The organism is Paenibacillus sp. 37, assembly GCF_008386395.1.
GTDB classification, from domain to species: Bacteria; Bacillota; Bacilli; order Paenibacillales; family Paenibacillaceae; genus Paenibacillus; species Paenibacillus amylolyticus_B.
In genome coordinates, this window is the sequence record NZ_CP043761.1 from 2,377,724 (window position 1) to 2,394,174 (window position 16,451).

Consider the following 16,451-nt stretch of genomic DNA (forward strand, 5'->3'; position numbering starts at 1 on the left):
GAAAGGTGCCGTCTGTTTGTCTACGATGATAGGAGATTGAATGAAATGAGTACAATGAATTCCGGTTTGCACTGCACGATATCAGCAGAGATGCTGCATCAACTGGTAGAGATTAATTTTGGAAGCGATACCAAAGTGAAGGAGTTTGGTCTCCTGCAAGGTGGACTTTTTAATACAACTTATCGGATTCACCTTGAACATACATCCTATGCGGATGTGATTTTACGTTTGGCTCCAGAGCGGGGAGAGATGGCGGCTGGTTCTGCGAGTGACCCACTCTTTTCTTTTGAACGTACGATGATGGCGGCTGAACCGATTGTGTATGAATATTACCGTAAGGCAGGCATTCCTGCTCCCAACATTATCGCCTGTGATGATAGCGGATCCATCATTCCGAGAACGTACATGTTTATGGAGTTTATTCCAAGTAAGCAGCTGGATCACGCATCAATTTCAGACATAGACAAAGAGCGATTGTATCATCAGCTTGGCGTCTATACCGCCATCATGCATCAGATCGAGGGGGCATCGTTTGGGTGGCCGCTGGGAGATGGGACGATTAGAGGCTCGGATCAATGGTCCGAGGTGCTGCACTCTTTTGCAGAAGAAACGGCACTTAAAGCGGCACAAGTCAATTATATGTCAGGTGTGGGAGAAGAGATCGCTGCTATTTTCATCCAAAATAAAGATTTATTTGATCATGTGACCCGTCCGGTACTCGTTCATAATGACCTGTGGGAAGCAAATGTGCTTGTTCATCAGGAAAAGGGTGAGCTAAACATTGCGGCCATCATTGATGGAGATCGTTCCATGTTTGCCGACAGGGAGTTTGAAGCCATATTGTCAACAGAATCAGCGGCTTTTCATGAAGGATATGATCGTCCACTGGACTCATCCGCTGAAGGACAGGCACGCAGGCTTGCGTACCGAATACTGTCTTCGTATTTTAATGCCTACGTTCATGAACATCAGGTCAATCAACCTGAAGATGGTCAGAAGTATCGCCAGCGTACGCTGGATTTACTGGAGCAATGGAAGCAACTTGGACTTCACTAATTCGTAGGAGGAATGAAGGATGAAGGAGTATCATCAATACCCGATGTGGGATGCGTCACTTTCACTTGAGGAAAGGTTGGATGACCTGATTGCACGATTGACAACGGAGGAGAAGATCAGACTAATTCCTACACGCGAAGCAGCTGTACCAAGACTGGGCATTCCAGCCTACAACGTTGGGGGCGAAGCTGCCCACGGGGTTGCATGGAAAGGGGAGGCAACGGTATTTCCACAACCGCTCGGTCTATCAAGTACTTGGAATACAAGGCTCATGCGGGAGATTGGTTCAGTCATTGGTGATGAAGCTAGGGCATACCATCACCGTGATCCTGAGGTTCACGGGTTAACATTGTGGGCACCAACGGTTGATCTGGAACGTGACCCACGCTGGGGCAGAACGGAAGAGGGATATGGCGAGGACCCGGTCCTCACGGGAGAAATGTCGGCAGCTCTCGTCAAAGGTATGCAGGGAAATGATCCTTTTTATCTGAAAATGGTCGCAACATTAAAACACTTTTTTGCCAATAATAATGAGAAAGATCGGCTGAATTGTTCATCCAGCATCGATCCGCGCAATCTGCGGGAATATTATTTAAAAGCATTTGAGACACCATTTGTGGAAGGTGGAGCCTTGTCCATGATGACAGCTTACAATTCCATCAATGGTACACCTGCCATTGAAAGTCCATATGTGAATGATGTGGTTAAGGGTGAGTGGGCGATGCCTGGGTTTATTGTATGTGATGGCGGAGACCTGTCACAGACGGTGAACTATCATGGTTATCACACCAGTCATGCCGAATCAGCAGCAGGTGCGTTGAAGGCAGGAGTGGATTGTCTTACGGATGAAGTTGATCTTGTTGTATCTGCTCTGGAAGAGGCTCTTGATCAGGATCTGTTGGAGATCGCTGATTTGAACCGAGCAATTCGTAACATCTTCGGTGTGCGAATGCGACTTGGACAACTGGATCAGTCGGGACGGAACCCGTATGCCTCCATACCCGAGTCTGTACTATGTGCACCAGAACACGCCAAACTTAGTTATCGTGCCGCTGCCGAATCCATTGTTTTACTCCAAAATGACGGATTGCTTCCCTTGAAGCCAGAAGCATTACAGAAAATTAGTGTGATTGGACCCCTTTCCGATGTTGTCTATACCGATTGGTACAGTGGCACACTGCCTTATCGTGTATCCGTCCTCGATGGATTGCGTAATCGACTACCTCATTCAGACATAACGTATTCAGATGGGAATGACCGTATTCAGCTGAAGACAACAGACGGTCAGGTTATAACCTTGGGTGCGGAAGGTACGCTCGTCGCTGTACCGGAGGATAGTGCACCTGCAGCCGCCGAGTTTGTACATCAGGATTGGGGCTCGGGAAGTCATACGCTGAGAAGTGTGAACAATCATCGATACGTTAGTTTAACCGAGCAAGGCATCTATCAGGCAAACGCACCGGAGATTGGTGGCTGGTTTGTGAAGGAAGTTGTTCGCATAGATCCTCTAACGGATGGAAGTAACACCTTGCGGACGTGGAACGGTATTCCGGTTGGACTGAGCGAATATCAGGGACAGGCTGCTGTATCACCACCACGGCCACAAGGAGAACAAACTACAGCTACAAGTACAACTCAGGACAATGTGAGTGCCTCTGGACACGCAAGTCAATCACCAGGCAATACACAGATACCTTCTGCATTCAATATTGATATTGTGACCAGCGGAATACAACAAGCCGTAGAAGCTGCACGTAGCAGTCAGGCATCTGTCGTTGTTGTTGGCAACAGCCCATATATCAACGGCAAAGAAGAAATTGACCGCCCAAGTCTGCTGCTTCCTCCGAGTCAGGTCGAGCTTGTCAAAGCCGTGTGTGAAGCCAATCCCAATACGGTGGTTGTCATTATGGGCAGTTATCCATTTGCCTTGCAGGAGTTGAAAGGTATTGCCCGCGCAATCGTTTATATGACACATGCTGGTCAGGAATTGGGTAATGCGCTTGCAGATGTGCTGTTAGGTTATTATGCCCCGGCAGGCAGATTGAATATGACATGGTATGAAGACGAATCACAGCTTCCTGACATGATGGATTATGACATCATTCAGAATGGCATGACTTATATGTATCATGAAGGACCGGTTCAATATGCATTTGGTCATGGCCTGACGTATTCCGAATTCGAATACGAAGCGATTCGTGTAAATCGTAGTGCTCCGGTGGAAGACACCACCACAGATCAATTAAAGATTGAAGTGGAGATACACAACACAGGTGAACGTGACAGTGATGAAGTCGTACAGATCTATGGATCTTCCTATACCTCCCGAGTGAAACGTGCTCAGAAGCAACTGCTTGCTTTCCGTCGTGTTCATGTCAAAGCAGGGACGCGTGTTACGATAAGTTTAGAAGTCCCTGTTCAGAAGCTGGCGCTATGGGATGTTACCCGAGATCGATACTGCCTGGAGACATCGACCTGGGCCATGCTGGCAGGGCGTTCTTCTGCAGATATACGTCAGTCGGCTGATATTGAAATTGAAGGTGAGACGATTCCGGATCGTCCGCTGCACTTGCTTACCTTTGCCGAGAATTACGATGTTTGTAGAGGTGTTCTGTTGGATGAATGTCTGGAAGGACGTTCGGCAGTTCGGGCAATTAACCAGGAAGAACCTTTATATCGAGATGGTCAGTCATCCTGGATCGCTTTCAACCATAATGCTGTTCAGGAAGTACAAGGATTTGAAGCCAGAGTGGCAGCTTATGGGGAAGAGGGCAGACTTGAGATTCGTTCTGGAGGACTGGAGGGCGAACTGCTTGGTGTGTGTGAGGTTTCTGGACCTGGTGGCAGTGTGAATGGAAAAGATATCAAGTGGACAACGGTCCAGTGTTCGCTTGAGGCGCCCCATAAGGTGAATGAGCTGTATATTATTTTCAAAGGTGGAGCAGCGTTGCGCCACTTTAGATTGTTGTAGTTGTAGACATCATGAACCAAAGGAGCTGTCTTGCATAAATTCGTGCAGGCAGCTTATTTGTGTGAACAAGCGGTAACATCCAGCATGTCCTGAATAATCAACCTCCGAAACAAGCACAATAATGCTGTTGTGTGTAGAATCTGTAAAGGTGGTTGTGGTATGAACGATAAAAAGTGGGACCTCGTCGCACTTGCTTCCATCCCTTTAATTATGACCTTGGGTAACTCCATGCTTATACCGATCCTGCCACAGATTGAACGTGAGTTGAAGGTATCTGCATTCAAGGTCAGTATGCTTATTACAGTCTACGCTGTAGTTGCCATTCTGCTTATTCCACTCGCAGGATACTTGTCGGATCGTTTTGGCAGAAAAGCAGTCATTATTCCCAGCCTTATCATTGCAGCCGTCGGGGGTGCTGTAGCTGGTGTGGCTGCATGGATTCTGAACGGAAATATAGCTTACTGGACCATATTAGGTGGCAGGTTATTACAGGGGGTTGGAGCAGCGGGGGCATTCCCGATTGTGATACCTTTGGTTGGGGACATGTTCAATGATGAAGATCAGGTATCTAAAAGTCTGGGAATCATTGAAACTTCGAATACATTTGGCAAAGTGTTAAGTCCAATTCTGGGAGCAGCACTGGCTGTGTGGTTATGGTACCTACCATTTATGGCTATTCCCGTTCTATGTGTTCTTTCGCTGATCCTGGTTATTTTCTTGGTGAAAACACCCAAGAAAAAAGAAAAACCGCCCACCTTTACAGAATTTGTGGCTTCCATTAAAGATGTACTAAAAGAAAAAGGACGATGGTTGTACGCCTTGTTTGCGATCGGTGGAATTTGTATGTTTATTCTTTTTGGTGTGCTGTATTATCTTTCCGAGACATTGGAGAGCGAGTTCGCCATGAAGGGCATTGTAAAAGGTCTCGTGCTTGCCATTCCGCTAGCGGCACTGTGTCTTTTTTCCTTTTTCGCAGGAAAGTGGATCGGAAAGAGTAAGCCTCGTATGAAGTGGATCGGATTTGCAGGTCTTTTTCTTGTAACTGTTTCGCTGGGTGTTATTGGAGTTTTCGATAATATCTACGTTGTCGTAGGTCTATTCACATTGGGAAGTGCGGGAATAGGGGCAACCTTACCATGTCTGGATGCTCTAATTACTGAGGGTGTGGACAAAAAGCAGCGAGGTACGATTACGGCTTTGTTCAGTAGCATGCGATTCATCGGTGTATCACTCGGCCCACCTGTTGTTTCTTTACTCATTGGCAAACAACATTTTTTGCTTTTTGGTGTGCTTGCCGCTTCTGCAGCTGTAGGAGGACTACTTACATTATTTGCAGTTAAGCCGGATAAGGGAGACCAACCTACTTCAGGAAGCGGACAGAAACAGGACGAACGACACATCGAGCGAATCGAGCCAAGTAGAGGGTATGCTCCTATAAGGCGCAAGAAAAGTCCATTTTAAATAGAAGGTTCTGTATGCTACGTTCATTCCCAAGCTGTCGTAAGCTTATTAGATCTTCAGATCTGTTCCAATAAAAAACGCGTTTACGCCTAAGAAAGCGGATGAATTTGCTTTCTCGGTGTAAACGCGTTTCTCGTTTCTATGAGCAGAATGACCTTAACCAATCATTCGTGTTTACTTATATTCGACTGGCTAGTTTCGGTGTTTCCAGCTCCAGATTCTGAATCCTTGTTCTGATCTTGAGGTGGTTCCGTTGCAGGGATATGAGTATGAGCGAGCAGAGCATGAGGTTCAATGGAGAAGCTGCCGCTTCGTTTTCCCTGAATCAGATATATAAGCAAGAACAGAATCATAAACATCACGGAATAACGATACATATCGGTATAACTGGTCATCGCCGCAATGGCGCCGAGAAGAAGGGCACCGGTCGCAATCCCCAGATCCAGCGAGTTCAAAAACATGCCGTTAGCCATACCCCGTTGAGTAGGAGATACAACTTGAATCATCCAGGTCTGCAGAGACGACTGCATGGAACCATAACCGATTCCGTAGATAAAGGCAGCGATGAACAGGACAGACATGGAGGTTGCATAAGAGAGCAGAATGAGGCCGACAGCAACGAATATTGCTCCTGGAATGAGCAGTGCTTTTGGACCTTTATTGTCATAGATCCGCCCTGCAAATGGTCTAACCAATAACACGGCGAGTGCATTGAACAAAAAGAACAGCGCAGGATTGGCCAGATTGGCTTCCTTACCATACAAAACGATGAATCCGACAAGCCCACCATAGGTGATGGATAATAGGCAATTCAGCACACTGGGCAGAATCAGCTTGCGGTTGAAAGGGGTCTTCTGTTTCGGGTTGGACCCTGAAGCACTTGTTGTGGCTTGTGGCATGATGGTTGTACTGTTATCGGTTCTGACTGCTTTTTTGCGTGTCAGCGAATAACTCAGTGGATAGATCACAGCGAGGACACCCGCAGTACATAACATCAGGGTTACAAATCCAGCGCCCTGGAGCAGAGTGACCCCAATGATTGGCCCCATAGACATAGCCAGACTAGTCGATAGACCAAAGTAACCCATACCTTCACCCATTCGTTTGACGGGCACAATATCCGAGGCCATCGTTGGAAAAGCGGTACTGCTCATACCAAACCCGATACCAAACAACATTCTCAGCAACAAGAGCACAGCTATACCGGCAGCAAAATAATAGCCGAGTGTTGCTAGCAGGGCTACGGACAGACCTATATAGATCATGGCGTTACGAAGACCCTTCTCCAGTGCTTTCGCGGAATAGAGACGGGCTGCTATGGCACTTAGTGCAAACAGACAGGTGAATAAACTTACTTCAAACGCATTGGCGTGAAATCGCTCCTGAACGTAAGACGGAAGCGGAGAGACAATCATGTGCAGTTGCAAGAACAACAAGAAGTTGCACAGCATCAGCAGTATAAAATCGGTAGTCCATAGTCTAACTTGTTGTGTAGATTGTTCTTTCATGATGATGTATTCCCCCTGAGTTGTGATTCATTACAAGTTGCGGTTAATGAGGGAAAGAGTATGTTTAAATGCTTCCATCTGGTCTTCGGATATACCTTCAGCAAGTTCTTTATTCATTTCTCTTTCAATCGGAACGAGGATATCAATTAACGCTTTGCCTTCCGTGGTGAGATATAACAGATAGGCTCTGCGATCCTGTTCGCTGGTCCGGCGTTCTACCCAGCCTTTTTTCTCAAGCAGATCAATGATCCGCGCAGTGGTGGGTTGGTCTTTGAAGACACGTGCAGCGAGTTCCTTCTGATTAACACCTTCACCGCGGTCAACATTAAAGAGAACAGAAAATTGCTCTGTCGTAATATCATAAGGTTTGAATCGTGTTGCAAGTAAAGCTACAGCTTTACGATGTGTGAAACCCAGCATGAATCCAACAGATTGTTCCAGTGTATAGTCCATGTGATTGCTAGACCTCGCTTCCATAATAAAATGTCCCAATTAATTAGTTGTTATAACAACTATATGTCAAACAAGTATTTTTGTCAAAATGAAATATTCTCATATCGAACTTACAGGTGCGCTGTGCAATGATCCAAAAATCCTGTTAGAATAGTGATGAAACCGCTTTTATATAATCGATTTCCAGCGTGCTTGAAGGATGGAGAAAACCAATTTGCTCTAACTGATGTTGGAGATGAACAAGGAGAGCTGTGTATGCTAAAGAATATACCCGCAATAATACCTCCAGAGTTACTCAAAATCATGTCCGAAATGGGTCATGGAGACGAGTTGGTTCTGGCGGATGGCAATTTCCCCGCAGCCAGTCATGCCAAGCGACTGGTACGCTGTGATGCACTGGGAGTCGTTGAACTGCTGGATGCCATCCTGCAATTATATCCACTGGATACCTATGCTGAGCGTCCCGCTGCTGTCATGCAGGTTGTGAAAGGGGATCAGGTGATCCCGATCATATGGGAAGACTACCGCCGATTGATTGAAGAATACGAAGGCATTACGGATGCTTTTGATCATGAAGAACGATTTGATTTTTATAAACGGGCTTCGAATGCCTATGTGATTGTTGCAACTGGTGAGCGAGCGCAATACGCCAATCTGATTTTGAAGAAAGGCGTCATTTTCCCCGATGCTGATCCTGGTCAGGAACAGCAGAATGCTGAATCGAACTGAATAATTACGGCGACGGAGCAGTGGATGCTTTGGTCGCCTTTTTATTTTTACCAATACGGAGTTAATATAACAAAACGTACAGAATTGGCATGGACTAGATAAGCACGATGCAATCTAGAAGCGCGCATGAACGTTTGTCAGATCACTGCTGAAGATACTACAAACTTTGATGCAGATGATGAATGGGGAAAATGAAAGGACTGTTTTACAATTGGAAGAAATACAAACGAGGAGACGATGGTCTCTATCCCAGAGGAGTTGAGTGAAATGCAGCACGGAATCAGACAAGCGGGTCTTCCTGATTGTAACGAAGTGGGACAATTGTTCAATGAGTACAGGATGTTCTACAACCAAAATGCTGACATTGAGGCAGCACATCAGTATATTAGAGAACGAATGGAACGCCATGAATCGGTGATTTTGGTAGCAGAAACAGATGCCGAAAGTGATCATGGGACAGATGAAAGTAATGGTATGTCACTCTCGAATGGCTTTATTTGTACAGGATTCGTTCAGCTGTATCCCAGTTTCAGTTCGGTATCGATGGGGCCTGTCTGGGTGCTTAATGATCTATATGTGCATCCGGATTATCGTCAGCAAGGCATTGCCAGGAAGCTCTTGCAAGCAGCCAAACAATTGGCATCTGAGCGAGGAGTTCTTCGTATATCACTCTCAACCGAGTTAAGTAACAAACAAGCACAAGCTTTATATGAATCCGAAGGATATGCACAGGATACCAAATTCATGTATTATGAACTTAATGTATAGGAGGTTGCTCAAAAAGACGCACTATATGAATGAATGGCACACTCGTGTCGTCGGCAACAAGGGAGGGGAGTCACAACATGATGCAGTGGATTGCCATGATCACAATGTTAATTGATCATATAGGGGCTGTCTTTTTTCCACATATTATAGAGTTGAGGATCATAGGTCGTATCGCTTTTCCAATTTATGCTTTTGCAGTGTATATCGGTTATAAACATACACGAGACGTACAAAAATACATATGGCGGCTGTTCTGGATTGCAATCATATCACAGGTGCCGTTCATGGCGGCGTTTAATCATTATTCTCTGAACGTGGTATGGACATTGTGGTCAGCCCTGTTGGTATTATTCGTTATCGATAAAATGCCATCCAAACTACTGCGGATTCCGATTGTCATTGGAGCAGGATTGTTTATGGAAATTAGCCAGATGGATTACGGGATGTACGGGTTGTTATTGGTTCTGTTATTCCGTTATTTCCAGGGTCCTGTACTTGTCGTGGCACATGTCTTGTTAAATGCACTATATCTTCTGCTGCATAACAGCTCTGTGCAAATGTATAGTGTGCTCGCAACCGCCGGCATTGCTATTGCTCAGTATTACCAGGCGGGTTTCCGTATGAAGGGGCCGCGTTGGGTCTGGCGTTATTTCTATCCAGCTCATCTTGCCATCATTGCAATTATCCGATGGGTCTAAAAGAATGACTCGAAAATGCGAAGAAAAGAAGCCATCTTATCGTCAGTGAATGATGATAGATGGCTTCTCTTTATGTGACCTTATTTATTAATTAAATGCTAGTGATAAAGTGAACTTACTCCATTGCTGTAGAAGTGCCGTTATGGCGCCGGATTGCAGACGGGAAATATCCAATCTGAACGGCATAGTCTAACATGGCGGAGATGAAGTGATCATCTGTTTTTGCACATGAGATGCCAGCAGGTTCCACATAAGCTGTTGTGACAGGGCAAGCATAGACATATGCTGAGTCCTTCGCGCCGTCGCCTTCAAGCTGTGCAATAGCCAACTGAAGAGCTTCCGGCTCTTTGCTGATGCTGGCATCGAACAACCAACGTGTGTAATCCGCGAATGGTAGCGTTTCAACTTCGTAACCAGCCCGATTCACAGAAAGGATCAGCTCATCATAGCGGATGGGCTCCGGATTACAGATGTGGAATACACGACCGGCGGTATCCTGACGTAAGGCCAAATGAACGATAGCTTCACTTGCATAGTTGATCGGTGTAAAATCAACCATCCAGTCAGCCGCAGGAGCCTTGCCGAGCAATAACATCGCTTTGATCATACGATAAAAGGCGTTGCTATCAATATTGGACTGGAAGCGTCCAGTTTCGGAGTGGCAAGTGAGATTACCTGCACGATAGATGCTGACAGGTACACCTTGCTCGGCGGCAATCATGAGCACTTTCTCGGCTTCAAGCTTACTGTCCGAATACAGGTTGTCCACATGCAAATCAGCCGGGAACCGATCATATTGCAGGGAAGATTCCCATTGTCCGCTGAGTGCCAGATCTTCCGGAATACCCATCGTGGATACATGGTGGAAGGAAGCACCAGGTTTGCTGCGAATCAGATCCAGTAAAGCCACCGTTCCTTCCACGTTTGTTTTGGCGAACTGATCGGCATCGCCAAAATGACGTACGTCTGCAGCGCAGTGGATGACACGGTCAATTCGATCCTGAACATAAGCCGTTTGTTCAGCGGACAGACCGAGATTAGGTTGTTCGAGATCCCCTTCAATAATCTCCACACGAGTGGAGAGCTGGTCAGTCAGTTGTTTGCCGAAATAACCTTCCAGCACGTTAGTCAAACGTTCCATTGCAGTTATTCCATTGGATGGTCGACGAACGAGGGTGTAGATTCGTGTACTGGAATTCAGAATTAACTGTTGCAGCACATGAGAGCCCAGATAACCAGTCGCTCCGGTCAGTAACACATGCTCAGGTTCACGAATGAGTGGATACCCTAACTGGGTTGTTAACTCCACAGGGTGTTCGGATAATTGTGTAATCATACCATCGGTCACCACTGAATCCGTAACTTCTGCAGCACTGAGAGACAATACTTCCACACGACGAGCGAGAGCGCGGACTGTTTTCTCGGCAAAGAAGTCGGCAATTTTCAGCTGTGGATAATGTGGCTTCAGAATGACCAGTACATGAATGACCCGGAGTGAATCACCACCAATATTGAAGAAACTGTCTTCGACACCGAAGTCATCGTGCTGAAGGATTTCTTTCCATGCGTCCAGGATAATGGATTCCGTCTCCGTCTCAGGCATGACCCGGTCAGGGCGATCTTCATATCGTTCCACATGAGGCAGGGATACCATCGCTTTGCGATTGATTTTTCCAGTTGGGGCAATCGGCATTTCATCCAGCTGACAGATCCACTTTGGTACAAAATAAGAAGGTAGTTTCTCCGTCAGTTCTGCTTTGATGTCCGAAACAGAGAGGGTACTGCCATCTTTCGATGTAAAGTAACCAACCAGCATATTTTGTCCATCGGATTCTTTCTTCGGAATGACGGCAACGTTCTGGATCTGATCAAGCCGTGCAAAGTGATCTTCAATCTCCCCGATCTCAATCCGGTGACCACGAATTTTTAGCTGTGAGTCACTACGACCGACATATTCCAGTAACCCGGTATCCAGCAATTTGGCAATATCGCCAGATTTGTAGATTTTCTCACCTATCGCAAACGGGTTCTCAATGAATGCTTGCTCTGTACGTTCTGGCTGATTCAGATAACCTTTGGCCAATGCAGGGGTAGCAATATATACCTCACCAGGTACACCTGCCGGACAGAGCTGTTGTTCTTCATTCACAATGTATACTTTGTAGTTATGAATCGGTTTACCGATAGGGATGTTCACCACATGTTCGGGAACCTGCTCACTGATGCGGTGAGTAGTTGTGGCTACTGTACATTCGGTAGGTCCGTACACATTGACAATATCAATCTGGTTTCCGAATTTGCGCTGGAAGGCACGAACTTGTTCACCATAGAGCGCTTCTCCGGCTACAGTAATGATTCTGACTTTGGCCAGCTTGTGGAAACCTTCATCGGATAAGTAGGAAGCAAGCTGATTGAAGAAAATCGTAGGCAGTATCGTAATGATGTTTGTTCCTGTCCGTTCAATTGCACTTGCGAATTCTTCTACGGATACCCGTTCTTCCGCAGACAACAGATATAATTCTGCTCCATAGAACAAGGCGCCAATGGTATCCCACACGGAAGCATCAAAGCTGTATGTAGCAAACTGAGTTAATACATCACCTGGTTGAATGTCACAATCACGCTGAACCACACTGCCAAGATTGGTTACACCCCGGTGGGCAATCAGTGCACCTTTGGGTTTACCGGTCGACCCTGACGTGTAGATAATATACGCAAGATCATCTGGCTGAATATCCAGATTGGGATTACTTGCTGCAAATCCGGCTAAACGACCATCCACAGCGAGAATCTGACGGACCGTAGCTATACTGGAGAATAAGCTGGAAGCTTGGGCATAAGAAGCCTCTGTTGTCAGCACGAATGAGGACGCCGTATCTTCCACGATATAACTGTTACGTTCTTGTGGATGCTCAGGATCGATCGGAACATATGCACCACCTGCCTTCAGAATACCAAGAAGGGAGATGATGGTCTCCAGACTTCGATCCATAAAGATACTCACGAATTCACCTTTCTGCAATCCATTGGATAACAGAACACGTGCAACCTGATTAGCTCGTTCATTCAATTCCCTGTACGTATAACTTTTGGATGGCGATGTTATCGCCGGTGAATCCGGATATGCCGCGGCCGTTGCTTCGAACCAGCCATGAACCGTCTGATTCTCTGGTTCGAGAACGGAAGTATCATTCATTTCACGGTAAAGCAATCGATCTGAGGCGGAAAGAATATCTACAGTACCGATTGCTTTCTCACCGTCACGCACAAGGGCGAGTAGAAGAGTCTGATAATATTCTGCATATCTCAGCACGGTAGACTCTTTTAACAGTGAACTATCATAGAACAGATCGAGGATGAGCATGTTTTGATCACCTCGAACGTTCCAATTTAATATTTGAGGAGCTTGAGGCAACTGAACACTATTCAGCATAAAAAACGATTCAGGGTATCCACCGTTTTGCAACGTGTATTCAATCTTGAGCTGCTCTGAAACCTGATGACATAGTTGGCTGAAGGTCAATTTCCCCTGAATCTGTAATGAAAGATAGGATGCTGCCTGATCGGGAGAAAGTATACCTATGGCAAGTTCCTGTTCAGCTGACAATCGGAATAACAAGGCTGCATAAGCTGAGAGGAGTACCGGGTACACCATCTGTTCTCCATACTTCTGTTTAAGTTCACGGCTCAGAGAAGCATGTAATGTGATTTGAGCAGACTGATAAGAGAATGATTGTTGACGTCGCCCAAAATCCAGTGGAATCTGCAGAACGGGCAAGCTAGATTCCATGGAATGGGAAGAAGATGGTTGGTTTTCAATCACTTCAGTTATTCCTCCTTGGTTCAAACCGAATGTTTGTGGATTTGAATTATTGTTTGCTTACATTGAAATGAGAGATCAATTCTTGGAGTTCCTCAGACATGGTATTAAGACGTGTGGAGGAGTCTACCAGTGTAATCAAAGATGCTTTTTGCTCATCAACAGATGAGGAAATTTGTTCACTGCTGTTTGCTGTCTTACTTACGCTTGAAGACAAGTCGTCCGCTGTAGCGGTCATTTCCTCCGTACCCGCAGAGATTTCTTCCGTCGCGCTTGATACTTCCTGAATCTGATTAGATACTTTTTTCGCTGCTTCTAAAATATCTTCGAAAAGTTGTCCTGTTTGATCGGCTACGCTGAGTCCTGTATCTACTTCTGACGTACCTTGTTCCATTGCACGTACAGCTTGTTTAATTCCAGCTTGAATCTCTTGGATCAATACGCCAACCTGGCTGGTCGCTTGTTCAGACTGCTCGGCAAGTTTACGTACTTCACCTGCAACAACTGCAAATCCTCTTCCTTCTTCACCAACACGAGCTGCTTCAATGGAAGCATTAAGAGCAAGCAAGTTAGTCTGGCTGGAGATACCCGAGATGATATTGAGAATATCACCGATTTCCTGTGAACGACTCTCCAGAACCTCAATGGCAGAAGCGGTATTCTTAACTGATTCCGTAATCAGATTCATCTGTTCAGATACCTGACGGACAACGCTGTTACCTTGTTGTGAACGACGTTCCATCTCATAGGCTTCATCCGCTACACTTGCCGAGCTGCTGGCAATCGTCTGGATTACGGTAGCCATCTCGGACATGGCCCGTGCACTATCCCGGGTTGCCTGTTCCTGTGAACGAATGTTGGAAGTGATTTGAGTCACATTATTATTGATAGAATCTGCATTCTCACTGTTGCGCTCGGAAACTTCATATAGCTCTTTGGCAGACTGATTTACTTCTTGTGATGTGATTTGCACTTTAACGATAGTATCGTTGATTTTGCGAACCATGGTGTTGAACTTCTCATTAACGAGTCCCAGATCGTCTTTTCCTGTCGGAATGTTGACATTCAAATTACCCCGACTCACGTCATCAATTCCTTTGATCAAGTGACGGATAGGGGAGAGTGTGTTTTTAACGACAAGGTATTGGATAATCAGGAATAACAGCAAGAAGGCCACAAGGATGATAATTCCGTTTTTGAGCAAGGAGTTTAGTCCCGCGGGTACGGCTGATGCATCTGCATCAATGGCAAAATATGAGAAAATCTTACCGTTGCTGTCTTTGATTGGATATGCAATGGTTGTCCAAGTTCCGAAATCATCGGAATAAAATGTTGTGAATGTTGGGCGATCCGTATTAAGCATTTCTTTCAGTGCATTGGCTACAACGACCGGCTGCTCATACATGTCACCAATATTTACGTTCTCACTTTGAAAAGCCTCTCTTAGGTTGGTCGGCATCGCTACAAGGGAAGTTAATCTCTTGTTATCGCCACCGAGCTCAACACCGAAGATGTAGGCTTGTGCAATGTTAGGATAATATTCTTGCATCTCATCGAAATACGCTCGTAATTTCGTTTGTGTTGCTCCATCATAGCTACCTTCCGCAATAGCAGCTTGTACCTCGGTAGGATTGATATCTTCAGCCCACTTTTTGGTAATCTGTTCCACCTGTCCATGCAGTTGATCAACAAGAACTGTTTTTTGAAAATAGTAACTGCTTGCGATAAGTGCTACCCCGATGATAACGATATTCGTAAATGAGAGTAACAAATTTTTGGAGAAAAACGACATGCTTTTCCAACTTAATGATTTCACTAAATTCCACTCCTGATCTTCTTTAAATTAAGAAACTTTAGGGTTGCATTGGTACAGTGAACTAGATCATTCCGTGATCCCCTCCAAAGGAAATTTATGCGACCATGGTCTTGGTTTATCAGTCGCTTTCGTAGAGACTTATGTACCGTATGAACCATAGGTGTCTAATTATTAAAACACATCTATAATTAATATGTCGTATAAAATGTCGTTAAATTGAATAGTATCGTTAAATTTTTTTTAATATTTTACGTATTTATGGACATATCAGATGGTTTATAGGTATTTAGAACTGTTTATTTTAAAATTTCCCATTTTTTAGCTTCATTCTGTATTCTATAACATGGTGGGTAAAAATACATCCTTCAACAAAACAAAAATATGATGCAAAGATGCAACATAAGGCACGGATATACATCGGAAGCGGTTTTATCTATAATAACTACATATGCATTTCTCAAATTATGAGCAGCGGGGGTTTATAGATGAATCTTAAACAGATAGCAGCAGAGCGTGCGGCAGAATATGTTGAAGATGGAATGAAGGTTGGATTGGGTACAGGTTCAACAGCTTATTATGCCATCTGCCGGATCGGTGAGCGGGTACGTGATGGATTAAACATTCAAGCGGTTGCCACTTCAGAGGCTTCGGACAAGCTTGCCCGTGAATGGGGGATTCCCATTGTCCCATTTGACCAGATTGGACGTCTGGATCTGACCATTGATGGCGCTGATGAAGTGGATCCCGAATTTAACCTGATTAAAGGGGGCGGCGGGGCTCTTTTGCGTGAGAAAATCGTGGCGGCCAATAGTGACAAATTGATTATTGTAGCGGATGGCAGCAAAGCCGTGCAAAAGTTGGGGAAATTCCCGCTTCCAGTTGAGGTGGTTCCATTTGCTTCGGAGTGGACCTTCCAGGCGCTCGAAAAATTGGGGTGTCAACCACAGTGGCGGATGGATGGACAGCAACGTTATCTGACAGACAACGGAAACCTGATAGCGGATTGTCATATGGAAGCGATTGATCGCGCTGCGAACCTTAATGTTCAATTGAACATGTTACCAGGTGTTGTGGATAACGGACTATTTGTGGATATGGCTAGCACAGTCATTCTTGCCAACGCGGACGGCAGTATCGAAGAGCTTCATCGTTCTTAATATGGAAGAGGGTG

Annotated in this window: 11 protein-coding genes; 7 read left to right on the forward strand and 4 right to left on the reverse strand. The window is 45.4% G+C overall.

The features are described 5' to 3' along the window. Window positions 1–45: 45 nt before the first annotated feature. The 3 genes from F0220_RS10740 to F0220_RS10750 all read left to right on the forward strand — a co-directional run bounded on the left by F0220_RS10740 (window position 46) and on the right by F0220_RS10750 (window position 5,488). Window positions 46–1,056, forward strand: a complete 1,011-nt coding sequence (locus F0220_RS10740; protein ID WP_105598161.1) for a phosphotransferase family protein — start codon at window positions 46–48, stop codon at window positions 1,054–1,056. 19 nt (window positions 1,057–1,075) lie between these two features. After that, complete coding sequence (locus tag F0220_RS10745) at window positions 1,076–4,027, forward strand: glycoside hydrolase family 3 C-terminal domain-containing protein (protein WP_105598162.1); 2,952 nt, start codon at window positions 1,076–1,078, stop codon at window positions 4,025–4,027. A 159-nt stretch (window positions 4,028–4,186) separates the two neighbouring features. Then, window positions 4,187–5,488, forward strand: a complete 1,302-nt coding sequence (locus F0220_RS10750) for a bacillibactin exporter BcbE (RefSeq protein ID WP_105598163.1) — start codon at window positions 4,187–4,189, stop codon at window positions 5,486–5,488. Between the two features lie 164 nt (window positions 5,489–5,652). On the opposite strand, the gene F0220_RS10755 is transcribed toward F0220_RS10750, so the two are convergent. Together F0220_RS10755 and F0220_RS10760 are read right to left on the reverse strand one after the other, a co-directional pair. Then, on the reverse strand, window positions 5,653–6,996 hold the full coding sequence (locus F0220_RS10755) for an MFS transporter (RefSeq protein WP_105598164.1): 1,344 nt from the start codon (window positions 6,994–6,996) through the stop codon (window positions 5,653–5,655). Between the two features lie 30 nt (window positions 6,997–7,026). Beyond that, complete coding sequence (locus F0220_RS10760; RefSeq protein WP_017689281.1) at window positions 7,027–7,449, reverse strand: MarR family winged helix-turn-helix transcriptional regulator; 423 nt, start codon at window positions 7,447–7,449, stop codon at window positions 7,027–7,029. A gap of 255 nt (window positions 7,450–7,704) precedes the next feature. Between F0220_RS10760 and F0220_RS10765 the strand changes: the two genes are divergently transcribed. The 3 genes from F0220_RS10765 to F0220_RS10775 all read left to right on the forward strand — a co-directional run bounded on the left by F0220_RS10765 (window position 7,705) and on the right by F0220_RS10775 (window position 9,644). Next, window positions 7,705–8,178 (forward strand): RbsD/FucU family protein, encoded by a 474-nt coding sequence (locus F0220_RS10765; protein ID WP_036609525.1) that lies wholly within the window; start codon window positions 7,705–7,707, stop codon window positions 8,176–8,178. Between the two features lie 267 nt (window positions 8,179–8,445). After that, window positions 8,446–8,946 carry a GNAT family N-acetyltransferase gene (locus F0220_RS10770; RefSeq protein ID WP_091017402.1) on the forward strand — a complete coding sequence of 167 codons (501 nt, stop codon included), beginning with the start codon at window positions 8,446–8,448 and terminating at the stop codon, window positions 8,944–8,946. A 77-nt stretch (window positions 8,947–9,023) separates the two neighbouring features. Then, entirely contained in the window at window positions 9,024–9,644 is a 621-nt protein-coding gene (locus F0220_RS10775) for a TraX family protein (protein WP_244660935.1), read from the forward strand. Between the two features lie 115 nt (window positions 9,645–9,759). Here F0220_RS10775 and F0220_RS10780 read toward each other — a convergent pair whose 3' ends face one another. Both F0220_RS10780 and F0220_RS10785 read right to left on the reverse strand, forming a co-directional pair. Then, window positions 9,760–13,434, reverse strand: coding sequence for a non-ribosomal peptide synthetase family protein (locus tag F0220_RS10780; protein WP_197997759.1), 3,675 nt, complete (start codon window positions 13,432–13,434; stop codon window positions 9,760–9,762). Window positions 13,435–13,513: 79 nt separating this feature from the next. Next, entirely contained in the window at window positions 13,514–15,256 is a 1,743-nt protein-coding gene (locus F0220_RS10785; RefSeq protein ID WP_091017767.1) for a methyl-accepting chemotaxis protein, read from the reverse strand. 509 nt (window positions 15,257–15,765) lie between these two features. On the opposite strand from F0220_RS10785, the gene rpiA reads away from it, so the two are divergent. After that, entirely contained in the window at window positions 15,766–16,437 is a 672-nt protein-coding gene (gene rpiA, locus F0220_RS10790; RefSeq protein ID WP_105598166.1) for a ribose-5-phosphate isomerase RpiA, read from the forward strand. Window positions 16,438–16,451 lie beyond the last annotated feature (14 nt).